This window comes from Kribbella albertanoniae (assembly GCF_004348455.1).
Lineage (GTDB): Bacteria > Actinomycetota > Actinomycetes > Propionibacteriales > Kribbellaceae > Kribbella > Kribbella albertanoniae.
In genome coordinates, this window is sequence record NZ_SMKA01000269.1 from 1 (window position 1) to 12,704 (window position 12,704).

Here is a 12,704-nt window from a genome sequence, read left to right on the forward strand (position 1 = left end):
CGACTGGGCTGGGGGGGTGCCCACTGAAAGTCTCGATGGGCAACCCTCCACCTGAGGGGATAGCCAACGAGTTGGGGAAGGGCCGGGGACGGTGGCTGGGGCGCCGGTGCGGTTGGTGATCGCGTGGACGGGCTGACGGAGGTCCGGGCTAGCGGCGGGCGGCGACCAGCAGGGTCGGGAGGACTGCGAGGAAGCGGTCGGTGCGGCCGCGCTCCTTCTGTTCGGCCAGCCAGCCGTCGGCGTCGTCCCGGGTGATGAGGGCCTTGTCGACGGCTGCGGTTGCGGCGGCCGCGAGTTGCGGGGCCATGCCGGCGTGGTCGGTGAGGACGTCGTTGTGGACGACGACCTCGGGGTCGTGGAAGCCGGCGTCGAGGAGAAGATCGCGGAGATTCCGTACGGCGCGGGGCGCGACCGAGCGGGATTCGAGTCCGAGCAGGATCACGTCGGTGAGGTCCTGATCGGAGCTGTCGATCAGCAGGAACCCGTAGTCCTGACCGCCGACCACGATCTGCCCGCCGGGCCGCAGGACCCGATAGGCCTCGAGGATCGTCGGCACCGGGTCGTCGAGCAGGTGGAAGAGGCGGAGCGCGCGGTAGCCGTCCATCGATCCGTCGGCGAGCGGCAGGTCGTCGGAGCGTGCCACGTGAAACATCGCGCCTGGGACCCGCGTCCGGGCCGCCTCGACCGCCTCCGGGTCGGGATCCAGCCCGGTCACCTTCAGCCTCTTGGCCGCCAGTTCCTCGGCGGCGTGCCCGGCACCACAGCCCACGTCGACCACGCTCGCGCCGCGCTTCAGGCCGAGTAGCCGGTACGACTCGGCGCGCAGCTCAGCGGCTCCGGGCCGCTCCTCGATCCGTTCCAGAAACCCCATGGCATCACCCTGCAACTTCAGGTGCACCTGAAGTCAAGATGCTGCTCGATCAGGCAGCGGCACGTTCACAAGATTCGATCGGGCTGGAAAAGAGTGGGGCGCAGAACCCGCCAAGAGTTAGGTTCGGGCGGCCCCGTCCCTCTCCCGATCGAGGTTCTCGCCCATGTTCACCAGGCGCCGCGCTCTCGCTCTTGGCTTCACCATGCTGGCCGGTCTCGCCGTACCGCTGGGTGCCAACCAGCTGCACGGGTCCGACCAGCTCGACATCGCCGGCTACGACGGCACCGCGAAGGTGCTGATCCGCGACGCGTCGATGGTCCTCACGATGGATCCGGCCGTTGGTCAGGGTGCGCTCGGCATGCTGCAGGATGCCGACGTACTGATGACGAAGAACACCATCACCGCCGTCGGCAAGGACCTGCCGGCCACCGCCGGCGCGCGGGTGATCGATGGTCGCGGCAAGATCGTGATGCCCGGCTTCGTCGACCTGCACACGCACACCTGGCAGTCGCTGATCCGCGGTTGTGCCACCGACAAGGAGCTCAACGGCTGGCTCGCCGAGTGTGTGCTCCCGCTGTACGGCAACCAGCCGGCGTACGCCGAGGGGTACGCCGGCACGAGGCTCTCCGCGCTGGACGCGATCGGCACCGGCATCACCACCACGACCGACTGGTCGCACAGCTTCTCGGCCGACTTCGCGAACGGCAGCCTGAAGGCCCTCGCGGACTCGAAGCTGCGCTTCTTCTTCTCGTACACGGCCAACACCAAGCCGGCCACCCTCGACGAGATCCGCCGGGTGAAGAAGGAGGTCATCGATCCGAACCCGCTGGCTCACCTGCAGGTCGGCCAGCACCCCACCCTGCAGAACCTCGCCAGCACGGCCGCCGCTGAGAACCTGGCCAAGGAGCTCGGCGTCGCGCTGAACGTGCACGTGCACGAGTCGAAGACCGACCCGGCCACCGGCCAGATGGAAGCGCTGCGCAAGGTCGGCGCCATGCGGCCTGGTCTGCTGATGAACCATGCCGTCCAGATGACCGACGCGGAGCTCGACGAGCTGGCCGCCAACGACATCCGGGTAGCGCACAACCCGCTCTCGAACATGCGCCTGGCGTCCGGCGTCATCAGGCTGCCGGAGATGGCGTCGCGCGGAATCAAGGTCGGTCTCGGCATCGACGGCGGTACGAACGACACCACCGACATGTTCAACGACATGCGCGCCGCGGTAGGCCTCCAGCGCGCCACCGCGATGGACCCGACCCGCTACCCGCAGCCGGCCGACGTACTGCGGATGGCCACTCTCGGTGGCGCCGAGGCGCTCGGGATCGACAAGGAGATCGGCTCGCTGACCCCGGGTAAGAAGGCGGACCTGCAGATCATCGACCCGCAGGCCCTCAACTTCGCACCCAACGGCAACTGGGTCAGCCAGCTCGTCTTCAACGCCCAGCCCGTCAACGTGAAGTGGGTCTTCGTCAACGGCGTCGCCGTCAAGCGTGACGGCCACCTGGTCGGCGTCGACACCGCCAAGGTGATCCGGGACGCCGACGCGGCCAGCGACCGCATCGACGTACTGCTGGGCCGCAATTAGTCCATCGAGACCTTGTCGAACGAGGTGGTGGTGAAGCGGACGTCGACACCGATCGTGTCGCCGACCGCCGGGGGCGCCACCGCCGACGGCAGGAACAGCATGCTCGCCTGCATGTGCGGCGGCTCCGCGAACCAGCGCTGCTTGCCCTCGATGGTGAACGGTGAGAGTGCCATCCCGGCTGCGTCGAGGCTGCCCTTCGCCATCGCGATCGCGCGCTGGCGGACGGTGGCCGCCGCGGTCGGGGCCTCCAGGCCGACACCGTGCGCGGTGCCACCGGACACGACCAGGATGTGGCCGTCCCCGCTGACCCGGCGCTGCCGGTAGCCGACCCGCTCACCCCGACGGACCGAGTGCACGTCGAGCACGGTCGCGCGGACCGTGAGCGCACCACGGTCGCCGAGCCAGAGCGCCGTACCCATCCGGAGCTTCACGTTCTCGCCGATGTCACCGAGCTTCTGCGCCGGAACGTGCGACACCCACAGCGCACCACGCCGTACGTCGGTCGCCGCCTTGGCCAGCTGGGCTGCCTCGCGGACGTTGGCCGACGTACCGCCGGCGCCCATCGGGAAGTGCAGCGACCAGCCCTCGAAACGGATCCGGTCGAGCGCGTTCAGCAGCATCGTATGGCGCAGTTCGCGGGCGCCGATCCCGTGCCGGCGCATCGACGTCTGGACCTCGATCAGCACCCGGCTGCCGGCCGGGATCGAGACCAGGTCGGCCAGCCGGCTGACCGTGTGGATCACGTTCTTGCTGTGCGACATCTCCAGGAACGGCCGCCACGGCGTCAGGACGACGACGTCCTCACGCGGGTCCGCGGGCACCTCGAAGTAGGTGCCGACACCGACGGTCCGCGCGCCGAGCGCGCGCGACTCCGCGATCAGCCGATGGTTGCCGAACCCGTACCCGTTGCCCTTGGCCACCGGGACGATATCGGGGTTCCACGTGGAACGGAGGTGATCGCGCCATCGATCGGAATCGACGTGCAGGGTCAGGGGCATGGTGTCAACGCCGTCTCATGTAGAGGTCGAATGCGGTGTAGAGCGCCTTGTTCAACGGCAGATCCCACTCACCGACGTACTCGACGGCCTCGCCGCCGGTGCCGACCTTGAACTGGATCAGCCCGACGTGCGGGTCGTTCGGGTCCAAGGTGTCGGTGATGCCCCGTAGGTCGTACACGGTCGCACCGGATTCGAGTGCGTCCGACATCATGCGCCACTGGATCGCGTTCGATCCGCGCACGTCCCGCTTGGCGGTCGAGCTGGCACCGTAGGAGTACCACGAATGACCGCCGACCCGGATCCAGATCGTCGACGCGACCAGATCGCCCTCGTGATGGGCGTTGTAGACCCGGAAGTCACAGCAATCGGCGGGCTGGTTCGCCATCGCCGAGTACATCTTCTCGAAGTACGGCAGCGGCCGCGGGGTGAAGTGGTCCCGCTCGGCCGTCTCGACGTACAGCTGGTGGAAGGCCTTCAGGTCCTCGGGTCCGCCCTGCGAGACCTCGACGCCCATCTTGTCGGCCTTCTTGATGTTGCGCCGCCAGAGCTGGTTCATGTTCTTCAGCAGGTCGTCCGGGCCGCGACCGGCCAGCGGGACCTGGAACACGTACTGCGGCTGCCCGGCCGCGAAACCCTCGCCGACCCGCGGGGCTTTCCAGCCCAGCGCGCGCAGCTGGTTCGCGACGGTCGCGCCCGACGGCTCGATCACGTCGGGGCGGACATCGCCGAGCCGCGGCTGCTGGCCGCCGGCGATCGCGTCCTTGATGGTCTTGGCGCTCCAGCGCCGGGTCGGCACCGGCGGACCCATCCGGATCCCGAACGCACCCTGCGCCGCTGCGTGCTCGGCCAGCGGCCGCAGGTAGCGACCGAGGTCGATCGCGTCCCAGTCCACCACCGGGCCCTCGGGCAGGTAGGCCAGGTAGCGCTTCACCTTCGGCATCTGCCGGTACAGCACCAGGCCGACGCCGACCAGCTCCGCCGGGTTGGCCGGTTCGTACCAGCCCAGTGACTCGGCCTTCCACTCGCTCTTCACCGCCGCCCAGCCAGGCGTCTGCAAGAAGCTGGCCGACGGACGCGCCGCGAGATAGGCGGCGTGTTCGTCGGCCGAGATGATCCGGATGCTCAAGTCACTCACGGTCGCTCAGGTTACCGGCCCAGTCTGAGGAACCCCAGCTGAGCCGGTCCCGTGATCAAACCAACCGCTCGGACAGGTCCCACAACCGAGTGGCCGACTCCGGATCCAGCGCGTACGGCGCGACGCCCGTGTTCTCGCCCGGAACGTTGGGCAGCGCCTCGTTGTTGTCCTCGAAGTACAGACCGGTCACGCCGTCGACCAGCGGGGACCCGGCCAGCAGGACCGAGGTGGCTGCACCCTGCTCGGTGGTCTTCCAGGCGAAGCTGTCGAACGTCTTCTGCAGCTCCGGCGTCAGGTTGCCCTCGACGTGACGCTGCAGAGCCGTGCGAATTCCGCCCGGCATCAGGGCGTTCGCGGTGATGCCCGCACTCGCCCAGCGCTTGGCCGCCTCGACCGCGAACAGGACGTTCGCGGTCTTCGACTGCCCGTACGCCGACCATTCGTCGTACGGGCGGTTCTCGAAGTGGATGTCGTCGAACTGGATGTCCGAGAACAGATGCGCACTCGAGCTGACCGAGACGATCCGGGCGCCGCCGGCCGCGGCCAGGGCGTCGTACAGGCCGAGCGCGAGACCGAAGTGGCCGAGGTGGTTGGTCGCGAACTGGTGCTCCCAGCCCTCGGTTGTGCGGTTCAGTGGCTCGGCCATCACACCGGCGTTGTTGATCAGGATGTGCAGCGGGCCGGTCCAGTTCGCCGCGAAAGCGCGCACGGAGGCGCGATCGGCCAGCTCGAGCGGGGCGACGTACACGTGATTGTTGCCGGTGGAGTCGATGATTCCGGCGGCGACCCGCTCGCCGACGACCTGGTCGCGGGCGGTCAGCGTGACCTCGGCACCGGCCCCGGCCAGCGCCCGGACGGTCTCGACGCCGATCCCGGAGGCGCCGCCGGTGACGACGGCCCGGCGGCCGCTCAGGTCGACGCCCGCGAGCACCTCGGCGGCCGTGGAGGTGTATCCGAAGGGGGTGGTGATTCTGCTCATCAGGAGTTCGTCCGTTCTGCGAGCTACTGTTGATCCGGAGGAGCCTCCGGATAAATCCAGTTAAGCGGAGGCACCTCCGGATATCAAGTCCGCTAGGTTTTGGGGTCTTAGGAGGGGGGACATGACGGAGCCGAAGGCCAAGCCGTTACGGGCCGACGCGCAGCGCAACCGCGACCAGGTACTGGCCGCGGCGGCTCGGGCGTTCGCGAAGTGCGGGCTGGAGGCGACGCTCGAGGGCATCGCCAAGGACGCCGGCGTCGGCATCGGCACGCTCTACCGGCACTTCCCGACTCGCGAGGCGCTGATCGAGGCGGCGTACCGCAAGGAGCTGGCGACGGTCTGCGAGGCCGCACCTGAGCTGCTCGACAAGCTCCCGCCCGCCGAGGCCCTGCGCGCCTGGATGGATCGCTTCGCCGACTACCTGCACACCAAAATGGGGATGGCCGACGCGCTGCGCGCCATCATCGCCGCGGGCGCCAACCCGTACGACCACAGCCTCGAGCTCCTGGTCGGCGCGATCGAACCGCTTCTGGCCGCCGGCGTCGCCTCGGGCGAGCTCCGCTCCGACATCTCCGCGGACGATGTCCTGATGAGCCTCAGCGGCGTGGCCCTGGCCGCCGGCGACCGCCGCGATCAGGCCGGCCGTCTCCTCGACCTGCTCCTGGACGGCCTCCGCTACCGCGCCTGATCCGCCAGCAGTTGCTGCCCGATCATTTCGTACATGCGGTTGCGGGTCGGTACGTCGGCGATCTGGTCGGCGATCTCCTTGGCGGCCTGCACCGAGTTGAACCGGCGGACGCTGGTCTCGAGCCCGCGCAGGTTCTCCGCAGCACGGTCGGCGACGAGGTTGGCCTGACGGAACAGCAGACCCGCCGCGACGGCGGGAAGTGCACCCGCGAGCGCGGTCACCACGCCGACGTCGAGACCAGCGACGTAGGTGAGGACGCCGCCGACGAGCACGATCGCGAAACCGAGCACGCCCGCCCACAGCGACGCCTGCTGGTAGGTCGCGTGGTGCTTGAGCGCGAGGTGGTGATGCTCAAGGTAGATCTCCGCCTCCTGCCGAGAGGTTCGGGCCAGCTCCGCGAAGTCCATCGGCTCGGGGACCCGCTCGTCACGGGGAGGCCAAGGGTAGGCCTGGCCCTGCGATGGGTAGGCGTTGGACGGACCCTGCTGAGGCCATCCGGAGGGGATGACCGGCTCCACGACCGGTTCGCGCCTACCTTCGTCGACCGGCTCGCTCTCAGGCTCCGGATCGGGCGTCGTCCGCCGGGCGCCGGGAAAGGCCGCCGGTTCCGGGAACTGGGCGAGGACGTGGGCTGCGTGGCCGACCTCCTCTCGCACCTGCTGCTTCCGGGTCCGGGTGAGCAGGAAGGCGCCGAGCGTGGCGACCGCGATCCCGACGACCGCGAGGAGAAAGGAGGTGGTGTTCATTCCCGACCTTTCGGGCGGCGGAGGCGGAGCTGGAGCATAGCGTCCCGCGTCGGGAGTTCTTTGGCGCTTGCGGCGCCCAGGCACGCACCTCGCGGCACCGGAGGAACAGCCACGATGGAAAAACATCGAGGCCGCCCCTCCGGCACCCCGATGCACGCACCTGAACACCGCAATCGCTCAAACAACTCCCGACGCGGAACGCTATCGACTTTCTAGGGTGGGTGGCATGGCGAAGGTGGCGTTGGTGACGGGGTCGGTGTCAGGGATCGGGGCCGGGGTGGCTCGGCGGCTGGCGGCGGATGGGTTCACGGTGGCCGTGCACTCGCGGGTCAGCCGAGAGGCCGGTACGGCGCTCGCGGCGGAGCTCGGTGGGTCTTATCACCAGGCCGACCTGGCCGATGACGATGCGGCACAGCGATTGGTGCCGGACGTGCTGGCCGTGCACGGGCGACTCGACGTACTGGTGAACAACGCGGGGATCAGCTGGCCGGTGCCGCATGCCGAGCTCGACGGCCTGACCGCCGCGGACTGGCGGCGGCTGCTCGACGTCAACCTGATCGCGCCCTGGTTGTTGTGTACGGCGGCCTTGCCCGCGCTGCGCGAATCGACCGGTTGCGTGGTGAACGTGACCAGTCATGCGGGCGTGCGGCCGAAGGGGAGTTCGATCGCGTACGCCGCCAGCAAGGCCGCTCTGAACCATGTCACCAAGTTGCTGGCGGCCGCGCTCGGACCAGAGGTGCGGGTGAACGCCGTCGCCCCTGGACTTGTGGATACGCCGATGACCGCCGACTGGACCGACGCTCAGGAGCTGTGGAAAACCTCGAGCCCGATGCGTCGTGGCGCCCAGCCGGCGGACGTCGCCGATCTGATTTCAGCACTTGTCCACAACAGCTACATCACCGGCGAGGTGGTCCTGCTCGACGGTGGTCTGAACCTGCGCTGAGGCTCACAAGCTGGTGCGGAACGGGCCCGTGACCTCGTAGGTGATGCCGCCGCTCGACGAACCGCTGGTGCCGCGCTGCGAGGAGAAGTAGAGCCGGTTGCCGGCCGGGTTGAAGGCGACACCGCAGAGCTCGGAGCCGGACTGGCCGGTCACCCGGAGGAACGGGGCGACGATGTCGTTCGGGGTGATGATGCAGATCTCCATGTTGCCGCCGTCCTCGGCGACGTACAGGTCGCCGACGGCCGCGGCGGTGATGTTGTCCACGCCGGTGAGCGGCGGGTTCGAGGTGAGGCCGTCGTCGTACGCGATGGCGATCGTGTTGTTCACCGCGTTGTACGCCCAGACCCGGTTGTCGCCCTTGGTGGTGAAGAAGCAGGTGCCGTTGCGGTAGTAGCAACCCTCGCCGCCGTTGAACACCTTCATGCCGGACACCTGCCTGCGGGTCCGGGTGGGGCTGCCGTCCGGGTCCGGGACTGTCACCCACGACAACGTGCTGCCGGACTCGCGCAGCACCTGCAAGGTTCCCGCGGACAGGTTGCCCCAGGTGGTCGGGACGAAGCGGTAGAAGCCGCCACTCGTCTCGTCCTCGGTCAGGTAGATGACGCGCCGGTCCGGATCGACCGCCGCGGCCTCGTGCGAGAACCGGCCGAGCGCAGGACGCCGTACGGCGGCTGTCGCGCCCGTCGGGTCGGTCTCCCAGATGTAGCCGAGGTCGGTCTCCTCGCCGGACAGCCAGGTGCCCCACGGGGTTGCGCCGCCTGAGCAGTTGCGTGTGGTCCCGGAGAGGATCCGGTAGGCGCCGGTGACCGAGCCACTGCTGTTGAAGCGCAGTGCGCTGGCTCCGCCTGTACCGCTGCTCAGCTCCGAGTTCGACACGTAGATCCAGCCGGTGCCGTCGGCGAAGCACGCACCGCCGTCGGGGGCGCCGTGCCACGTGTAGCTGGTGCCGGGCACGGTCTGCGTCGACCGGGCCAGCACGCGACTGGTGAACCCGGACGGGAGCATCAGGCCGTTCGCATCGGCTGCCCCGAGGCCGCCGTACGGGCTGGGGCCGGTCTGGGCGGGGAAGGCGAGCGCCTGGGGTGCCACGCTGAAGCTGAAGGCGACAGACGTGGAGGTGCCGATCACGGCGGCGCGAAGAAAGGTCCTGCGGTCCATGGTGAATCCTCCCGGGGCGTGGATGATGCTGACAGTCAAGCGGCTGGACGTGAACGGCGTCTTTCTGTCGGTGGGTCCTCCTACGATCGCCGGGTGTCTTTGGGTCGGGACTTTCAGCGGTTGTGGTTCGCCTACACGGTCAGTGCTTTGGGGTCCGGGATCGGGTACGGCGCGCTGCCGCTGATCGCCGTCCTGGTGCTCGACGCCAGCACCTTGCAGGTGTCGATGCTGGCCGCCGTCTCGGCGCTGGCGGCCGCGGTGCTCGCGCTGCCGATGGGTGATTTCATCGAACGGCGTCGGAAGCGGCCGGTGATGATCGCGACGGATGTCCTTCGGTTCGGGGCGCTGGTCAGCGTGCCGGTCGCCGCAGCCTTCGGCGTGCTGAGTTATCCACAGCTGTGTGTGGTCGGTGTTCTGCAGTCGGCGGCGCTGATCGCGTTCACGAGTGCGAGCGGCGGGCATTTGAAGGCACTGGTCGGGCCCGAAGGACGCGCTGAGGCGAACAGCAAGTTCGAGCAGGTCTTCTGGCTGACCATGAGCGCGGGGCCGGCGATCGGTGGTGCTCTCGTCAGCCTGGTCGGCGCCACGCTGACGCTCGTGGTGGACGCGGTGTCGTTCCTGCTGTCGGCCTTCGGCATCCGGCGGATCCAGCAGCCGGAGCCTGCTCCCGCCGAGCACACCGGCAAGCGCGACGTCGGCGCCGGCTGGAAGTACATCTTCGCCAATCGCGGGCTGGCGGTCCTGTTCTGGAACTCGCAGCTCTTCGGCGGACCGCTGATGATGATCTCGCCGCTGCTGACCGTGTTCATGCTGCGCGATCTCCACCTGGCGCCGTGGAGCTACGGCGTGTTCCTGGGCGTCTCCTGCCTCGGTGGCGTGCTCGGCGCCTGGATCGCGCCTGCGCTCACCCGCCGGTTCGGACTGCACCGGATGCTGCTGTGGTTCGGCGTACTGCGTGCCCCGTGGACGCTGCTGCTCCCGCTGGCTCCATCCGGTATGGCGGGGTTCGTCTGGCTGCTGGTTGCCGAGACTGCGTTGCTGATCGCGGCCGGTGCGTTCAACCCGTCGTTCGCGACGTACCGGATGGAGGTCACCGAGGACCACTACATGGCGCGCGTGCTGACGTCATGGTCGATCACCTCCCGCTGCGTGCAGCCCGCGTTCATGGCGGTCGGTGGGTTGTTGACCGCCGTACTGGGACTGCGCGGTGTCATGTACGTCGGCGGCGCGATCGCACTGCTCAGTGCGTTCGTCCTGCCGTGGCGGTCCGCTAAACCAGCCCCATTGCCAGAGCCAGTCTGACCACCGGCCCCATCACGCCGTCCGGGCTGTCCTCCAGCCAGTCGGCGGCTTGGCTCGGTGGCAGCACGAGCACCTCCGTCACCTGCTCACCGTCGTCGGGATTCGTCGGAGCCTGATCGACGACGACGTCGGCGGCAACAATCGCCCAGTAGGACAGCGGGTGCGGGAGATGCGGCCGGTACGGCGTGGGGCGGCGGTGGTCGGCGCGGTGAGCACCGACCCAGGTCATCGGGCCGGTCAGCCTGGCACCGGCCTCCTCGAGCAGCTCACGGGTGACGAGTTGCTCGATCGTCTCGTCCGGCTCACGGGTCCCGCCGGGCAGGAAGCGCCAGCCGAGGTCGTTGCCGCAGACAACGATTCCGCCGTCGGTCCGGCAGATCACGTGGACGTTGCTGATCAGCTCGTCGGCCGGCTCCTCGACGCTGAAGCGGACATCGAGCTCACCCCAGGCCCAGTGGCCGGGAGCGAAGAGCTCGGGGAACTGCTCGGCCCAGGTTTCCTCGGTCTGCATCCGGACATTGTCCTTCGGTGCGCTACCGTCGCGGCCATGGCCCCAGCAGAACCTGAGCCCGACGCCGAAGCCGATCCTGGGCCGGCCAAGCAGAGCCCGAAGAGCCTGTTCTGGGTCTGCGCGGCGGTCACTGTGCTGATCGGCGCGTTCCAGTACTCGCACAGCTTGAGCGGGACCGCCGGCCTCGACGCGCTCGCCGTACTCGGGCTGATCGTCATGACATTGCTCGTGCTCGCCCTGGCCGGCATCTACGCCCTGTGCGCCCTGGAGCGCACAGATCTGCACCACCGCCTGTACGGTCGGCTCGACCTGTTCCAGGCGATGACGATCCTGTTCGTGGCGGCAGTGCTGGTCGGCGTCCTGATTCCGCCGCGCACCACCACCACGCTCGGGCTGCTACTGCCCTTCGGCATCGCCTACTGGCTCTACCACCTCACAATCGAGAAGAGCGAGTAGCTAGTTCAGGTGCGAGCGCAGGTAGTCGATGTCGGTCTTCTGACCGTGATCGACGTTCGGCGTCTCGACCACGACCGGCGCACCGGCGGCCTCGACGACAGCGACGATGTGGGCCGGGTCGATGTGTCCGTCCTCGAAGTTGGCGTGCCGGTCGGCGCCTGAGCCGAACTCGTCGCGGGAACCGTTCGCATGCACGAGATCGATCCGGCCGGTGATCGCCAGCACCTTCTCGACGATCGACGGCAGCTCCTCACCGGCCGCGTGGAAGTGGCAGGTGTCGAGGCAGAAGCCGACGTTCTCCAGGCGGTCGTTGCCAGACGCCTGCACGGCCTCCCAGAGCCGCTCGATCCGCTCCAGTTGGCGGGCCATCGCGTTCTCACCGCCGGCCGTGTTCTCGATCAGCAACGGGACCGGCAGCTCGGCGCGCTCGATGCACTTGCGCCAATTGTCGAATCCGGCCTCGGGGTCGTCCTCGTCACCGACGTGCCCGCCGTGCACGATGACGCCCTTGACGTCGATCTCGGCCGCCTTGTCGAGGGTCTGCTGGAGCAGCTTGCGGCTCGGGATCCGGATCCGGTTGTTCGTGTTCGCCACGTTCAGCCGGTACGGCGCATGCACGTACAGGTCGACGCCGGCCGCGGCGGCGCGCTCGCGCAACGCTTCCTCGCCGTCGGCGTACGCCACTTTCGGCGCCTTGTAGTCCTGCGGATTGCCCAGGAAGAACTGCACCAGGTCGGCACCCCGATCGGCCGCCTCGGCCAGCGGGTCCTCCTGGTCCACATGCGCACCCAACTTCAAGCTCATGCACCCACCCTAGAACCGCCCGCCGACAGTTCCCACCGCCCCAACCCACTACAACCTCATCGCGGCCAAGGTCACCTTGTGCACCCCTCAACCATCCATCGCCCGTCCACGCGGCTGAACCGTGCTCAACGTCGTACACGAACTCCGCCTTGAGCACCCCTCAACCAGCGGCGGCGCTCGGGGATGGTCGACCCGCGGCCAAGGTCACCTTGTGCACCCCTCAACCATCCACTGCCGGCACCTGTGACTGAACGGTGCTCAATGTCGTGCGCGGAGTCGACCTTGAGCACGCATTGACCACGTGCGCGCCATCCCCGTGACTGAACGGTGCTCAACGTCGTACGGGCAGACCCACCGGCCCGCGAACGTCCCGCCCCGGCCGCAAGTGGTGGCGCGAGACAGGAAGTGGTGGCCGGAGACCTGTGGCCATGGGTCTCCGGGCATCGGTGGGTGTCTCCAGTCGTGTGGATCCTGGCGACCTTGGGTTGAAATCGAGCGTGCTGAGGACTCCGGGCGGTGGTTGGGGAG

At 68.6% G+C, this 12,704-nt stretch carries 13 protein-coding genes; 5 read left to right on the forward strand and 8 right to left on the reverse strand.

Translation table 11 applies throughout. The annotated features are described in order from the left end of the window. Positions 1–148 precede the first annotated feature (148 nt). Entirely contained in the window at positions 149–871 is a 723-nt protein-coding gene (locus tag E1261_RS36765) for a methyltransferase domain-containing protein (protein ID WP_132414358.1), read from the reverse strand. A gap of 163 nt (positions 872–1,034) precedes the next feature. Here E1261_RS36765 and E1261_RS36770 point away from each other — a divergent pair, with 163 nt between their 5' ends. Next, positions 1,035–2,456, forward strand: a complete 1,422-nt coding sequence (locus E1261_RS36770; protein WP_132414359.1) for an amidohydrolase family protein — start codon at positions 1,035–1,037, stop codon at positions 2,454–2,456. Here E1261_RS36770 and E1261_RS36775 read toward each other — a convergent pair. From E1261_RS36775 to E1261_RS36785, 3 genes are read right to left on the reverse strand one after another with little or no spacing between them, the layout of a single operon-like run. Further along, positions 2,453–3,454, reverse strand: a complete 1,002-nt coding sequence (locus E1261_RS36775; protein WP_132414360.1) for an alanine racemase — start codon at positions 3,452–3,454, stop codon at positions 2,453–2,455. The two genes, E1261_RS36770 and E1261_RS36775, sit on opposite strands and share 4 nt — an antisense overlap. Positions 3,455–3,458: 4 nt before the next feature. Then, positions 3,459–4,589, reverse strand: coding sequence for a lipid II:glycine glycyltransferase FemX (locus E1261_RS36780; RefSeq protein WP_132414361.1), 1,131 nt, complete (start codon positions 4,587–4,589; stop codon positions 3,459–3,461). 55 nt (positions 4,590–4,644) lie between these two features. Next, positions 4,645–5,568, reverse strand: a complete 924-nt coding sequence (locus E1261_RS36785; RefSeq protein WP_132414362.1) for an SDR family NAD(P)-dependent oxidoreductase — start codon at positions 5,566–5,568, stop codon at positions 4,645–4,647. A gap of 121 nt (positions 5,569–5,689) precedes the next feature. Here E1261_RS36785 and E1261_RS36790 point away from each other — a divergent pair, with 121 nt between their 5' ends. After that, the gene (locus E1261_RS36790) at positions 5,690–6,256 is read left to right on the forward strand and encodes a TetR/AcrR family transcriptional regulator (RefSeq protein WP_132414363.1); all 567 of its coding nucleotides are present in this window, start codon (positions 5,690–5,692) and stop codon (positions 6,254–6,256) included. Here the strand turns inward: E1261_RS36790 and E1261_RS36795 are convergent. Next, entirely contained in the window at positions 6,244–7,002 is a 759-nt protein-coding gene (locus E1261_RS36795; protein ID WP_132414364.1) for a TRADD-N-associated membrane domain-containing protein, read from the reverse strand. The two genes, E1261_RS36790 and E1261_RS36795, sit on opposite strands and share 13 nt — an antisense overlap. A 226-nt stretch (positions 7,003–7,228) precedes the next feature. Here E1261_RS36795 and E1261_RS36800 point away from each other — a divergent pair, with 226 nt between their 5' ends. Then, on the forward strand, positions 7,229–7,945 hold the full coding sequence (locus E1261_RS36800) for an SDR family NAD(P)-dependent oxidoreductase (RefSeq protein WP_132414365.1): 717 nt from the start codon (positions 7,229–7,231) through the stop codon (positions 7,943–7,945). A gap of 3 nt (positions 7,946–7,948) precedes the next feature. Here the strand turns inward: E1261_RS36800 and E1261_RS36805 are convergent, their stop codons facing one another. Further along, positions 7,949–9,103 carry an alkaline phosphatase PhoX gene (locus E1261_RS36805; RefSeq protein WP_132414366.1) on the reverse strand — a complete coding sequence of 385 codons (1,155 nt, stop codon included), beginning with the start codon at positions 9,101–9,103 and terminating at the stop codon, positions 7,949–7,951. Positions 9,104–9,196: 93 nt separating this feature from the next. Between E1261_RS36805 and E1261_RS36810 the strand changes: the two genes are divergently transcribed. After that, complete coding sequence (locus E1261_RS36810) at positions 9,197–10,405, forward strand: MFS transporter (RefSeq protein ID WP_238176659.1); 1,209 nt, start codon at positions 9,197–9,199, stop codon at positions 10,403–10,405. On the opposite strand, the gene E1261_RS36815 is transcribed toward E1261_RS36810, so the two are convergent. Next, positions 10,374–10,916 carry an NUDIX hydrolase gene (locus E1261_RS36815; protein ID WP_132414368.1) on the reverse strand — a complete coding sequence of 181 codons (543 nt, stop codon included), beginning with the start codon at positions 10,914–10,916 and terminating at the stop codon, positions 10,374–10,376. The genes E1261_RS36810 and E1261_RS36815 overlap by 32 nt on opposite strands. Positions 10,917–10,952: 36 nt before the next feature. On the opposite strand from E1261_RS36815, the gene E1261_RS36820 reads away from it, so the two are divergent. Further along, positions 10,953–11,372, forward strand: a complete 420-nt coding sequence (locus tag E1261_RS36820; RefSeq protein ID WP_132414369.1) for a hypothetical protein — start codon at positions 10,953–10,955, stop codon at positions 11,370–11,372. Here the strand turns inward: E1261_RS36820 and E1261_RS36825 are convergent, their stop codons facing one another. Continuing rightward, positions 11,373–12,176, reverse strand: coding sequence for a deoxyribonuclease IV (locus E1261_RS36825; RefSeq protein ID WP_132414370.1), 804 nt, complete (start codon positions 12,174–12,176; stop codon positions 11,373–11,375). Positions 12,177–12,704: the final 528 nt, after the last annotated feature.

Excerpts from the sequence above, each read along its gene's own strand:
- E1261_RS36765 (WP_132414358.1), bottom strand. The coding sequence starts at position 871 with ATGGGGTTTCTGGAACGGATCGAGGAGCGGCCCGGAGCCGCTGAGCTG.
- E1261_RS36820 (WP_132414369.1), top strand. The coding sequence starts at position 10,953 with ATGGCCCCAGCAGAACCTGAGCCCGACGCCGAAGCCGATCCTGGGCCG.
- E1261_RS36790 (WP_132414363.1), top strand. The coding sequence starts at position 5,690 with ATGACGGAGCCGAAGGCCAAGCCGTTACGGGCCGACGCGCAGCGCAAC.
- E1261_RS36815 (WP_132414368.1), bottom strand. The coding sequence starts at position 10,916 with ATGCAGACCGAGGAAACCTGGGCCGAGCAGTTCCCCGAGCTCTTCGCT.
- E1261_RS36770 (WP_132414359.1), top strand. The coding sequence starts at position 1,035 with ATGTTCACCAGGCGCCGCGCTCTCGCTCTTGGCTTCACCATGCTGGCC.
- E1261_RS36795 (WP_132414364.1), bottom strand. The coding sequence starts at position 7,002 with ATGAACACCACCTCCTTTCTCCTCGCGGTCGTCGGGATCGCGGTCGCC.
- E1261_RS36825 (WP_132414370.1), bottom strand. The coding sequence starts at position 12,176 with ATGAGCTTGAAGTTGGGTGCGCATGTGGACCAGGAGGACCCGCTGGCC.
- E1261_RS36805 (WP_132414366.1), bottom strand. The coding sequence starts at position 9,103 with ATGGACCGCAGGACCTTTCTTCGCGCCGCCGTGATCGGCACCTCCACG.
- E1261_RS36785 (WP_132414362.1), bottom strand. The coding sequence starts at position 5,568 with ATGAGCAGAATCACCACCCCCTTCGGATACACCTCCACGGCCGCCGAG.
- E1261_RS36800 (WP_132414365.1), top strand. The coding sequence starts at position 7,229 with ATGGCGAAGGTGGCGTTGGTGACGGGGTCGGTGTCAGGGATCGGGGCC.
- E1261_RS36775 (WP_132414360.1), bottom strand. The coding sequence starts at position 3,454 with ATGCCCCTGACCCTGCACGTCGATTCCGATCGATGGCGCGATCACCTC.